Below are 2,139 nucleotides of genomic sequence, written 5' to 3' on the forward strand. Positions count from 1 at the left end.
CGCCGCCCGCACCGCGCAGCCCGCCGCGGCGCCGGTCGGGGAGCCGTGGACGCCGGTCGAGGTCCCCGCCCCCGTGTACGCCTCCAAGCCCGTCAGCCACCGTCCGCCGACGCTGCCCTGGTCCATGCCGCCCGCCGCGCAGGACGAGGCCGCCGTCGACGCGCACGGGACCGGCCTGCAGGACGGCGACCGCGCCGGCGTCGCAGCGGGCTCCGCCGCCGGCCAGCTCGTCGAGCGCGTCGAGCACGACGAGCACGACGAGCACGACGAGCACGACGGCGGGCACCTCGACGTGCGCCGCAGCGCCACGGCCTGAGCCCGGGGCCGGCCCCGCGAGGGGCCTGCCGGGGGCTCAGGCGGGCGGGAGCACCGCCCGTCCGGTGCTAACCTCGGCGATCGCAAGGGGCTGTGGCGCAGCTGGTAGCGCACCTCGTTCGCAACGAGGGGGTCAGGGGTTCGAATCCCCTCAGCTCCACCCGTACCGCTCATACCGGGCATCTCGCCCGCAGGTCGTCTAGCCTCGCCCGGTGCTCGACGTGGAGACCGTGCGGCTGCTCGGCTCCGTCGTGTGCCTGGTCCTCGCCGTGGTCACCATGACCCTCGGCCTGGTGTCCGGCGCGTACCACCTGCCGCCGCACGACCGGGCGCGGCTGCGCGCGAGCGTGCCGCCGGCGCTCGCGGCGCTCGCCGGGGTCGTCGTCTTCCCCTGGGGGGCGATCGGCTGAGGGGCTCCCGCCGCCGCCCGCGGGCTCGTTAACCTGCCGGACACACGGGCCTGGCAGGGTCTGCGGGTGGTCGTCGGGGGAGCGCGGGTCCGTGAGGCATGGCCGGACCTGGCCAAGGGTGTGTGCGTGAGCCTCGTGGTGCTGTGGCACGTGACGAGCAAGAGCCTGGGCGAGCTACCGGGCGCCGAGGCGTGGACCGGGCCGTGGTCGATGCTCAGCGCGGTCCTCACGCCGTTCCGCATCCCGCTGTTCTTCGCCGTCTCGGGCTTCTTCGCGGCACGTGCCCTGACCCGGCCGTGGCCGACGGTGCGCCGCGCCCGGGTGCTCAACCCCTACTACCTGTACGCGCTCTGGCTCTGCGTGCACACGGCGGTGTTCTCCGTCGTCGCGCTGCGGACGAACACGGCCCGGGACCCGCTGGAGCTGCTGCTGTACCTGCTCACCGGCGCCTCGAACCTCTGGTACCTGTACGCGCTGGCCGCCTACATGCTCCTGGCCCGCGCCGTCGTGCGGAGCCGGACCGCCTCCGTGGTCGCCGTCGCCCTCGCCGCGGTCGTCTGCGTCGTCGCCTACGCCGGCGTGCTGCCGTCCTGGGGCAACAGCGAGGGCCTGCTGCGCAACGTCGTGTTCTTCCTCGTGCCGGCGCTCGCGCCCCGCGTGCTGGAGCGGGCGGTCGCCGGCGCGTCCTGGCGGGTCCTCGGGCTCGCGGTCCTGGCGTTCCTCGTCTGCGCCGGGCTGCGGCTCGCGCTGGGCCCGTGGGCGGCCGTCCCCGCGGCCGTGACGGGCGTCTGGCTGGGGACCGTGGCCGCCGTCGTGGCCGGGTCGTGGCGGACCCTCGCCGGCGTGCGCTGGGTGGGCCGCCGGACCCTGCCGGTGTACGTGCTCCACCTGCCGGTCCTCGCGCTGCTGCACGCCGGGGTGCTGCGGGCCGCCCCCGCCCTGCCGGAGGTGCTGCTCGCCGTCTACCCGCTGGTGGCCACCGTGCTGCTGCTGGCCGTGTGCCTGGCGCTGCACGCCGGGCTGCAGCGGGCGGGGCTCGGCATCCTCTTCTCGCTGCCCGCGCCGGCGGACCGCGGGCGGACGACTGTCCACCCGCGCGGTGCGGGGGTCCCGGCCGCCCGTCAGCCCTCGCCGGTGGCCACCGGCCGGGACGGGTCGCTGCTCCACGCGGAGAACGAGCCGGCGTAGAGCCGCCCGGTGCCCAGCCCGGCGTGCTCGAGCAGCAGCAGGGTGTGGCACGCGGTGACGCCCGACCCGCACGAGGCGACGACGTCGGTGCCCGGCCCCACCCCGGCCGCGGCGAACCGCTCGCGCAGCGCGTCGACCGGCAGGACCGTGCCGTCGGGGGCCAGGGTCGTCGTGGCCGGCAGGCTGCGGGCGCCCGGGACGTGGCCGGCGCGGGGGTCGACCGGCT

At 77.0% G+C, this 2,139-nt stretch carries 3 protein-coding genes, 1 tRNA gene and 1 pseudogene; 4 read left to right on the forward strand and 1 reads right to left on the reverse strand.

Translation table 11 applies throughout. The features are described 5' to 3' along the window. The 4 genes and pseudogenes from WCS02_RS19855 to WCS02_RS19870 form a co-directional block, all read left to right on the forward strand. Window positions 1–316 (forward strand): annotated as a pseudogene (locus WCS02_RS19855) (hypothetical protein); the annotation flags it as partial. An 86-nt stretch (window positions 317–402) separates the two neighbouring features. Next, a tRNA-Ala gene (locus WCS02_RS19860) sits at window positions 403–475 on the forward strand. Window positions 476–527: 52 nt separating this feature from the next. Further along, entirely contained in the window at window positions 528–725 is a 198-nt protein-coding gene (locus tag WCS02_RS19865) for a hypothetical protein (RefSeq protein ID WP_340296013.1), read from the forward strand. A gap of 66 nt (window positions 726–791) precedes the next feature. After that, a complete protein-coding gene (locus WCS02_RS19870) occupies window positions 792–1,913 on the forward strand; it encodes an acyltransferase family protein (protein ID WP_340296015.1) in 1,122 nt (373 codons plus the stop codon). Here WCS02_RS19870 and WCS02_RS19875 read toward each other — a convergent pair. Beyond that, window positions 1,847–2,139, reverse strand: a 293-nt coding sequence (locus WCS02_RS19875; RefSeq protein ID WP_340296016.1) for a sulfurtransferase, incomplete at its 5' end; no start/stop codon positions are given. The genes WCS02_RS19870 and WCS02_RS19875 overlap by 67 nt on opposite strands.

Origin of the sequence: Aquipuribacter hungaricus (assembly GCF_037860755.1) — a bacterium.
GTDB classification, from domain to species: Bacteria; Actinomycetota; Actinomycetes; order Actinomycetales; family JBBAYJ01; genus Aquipuribacter; species Aquipuribacter hungaricus.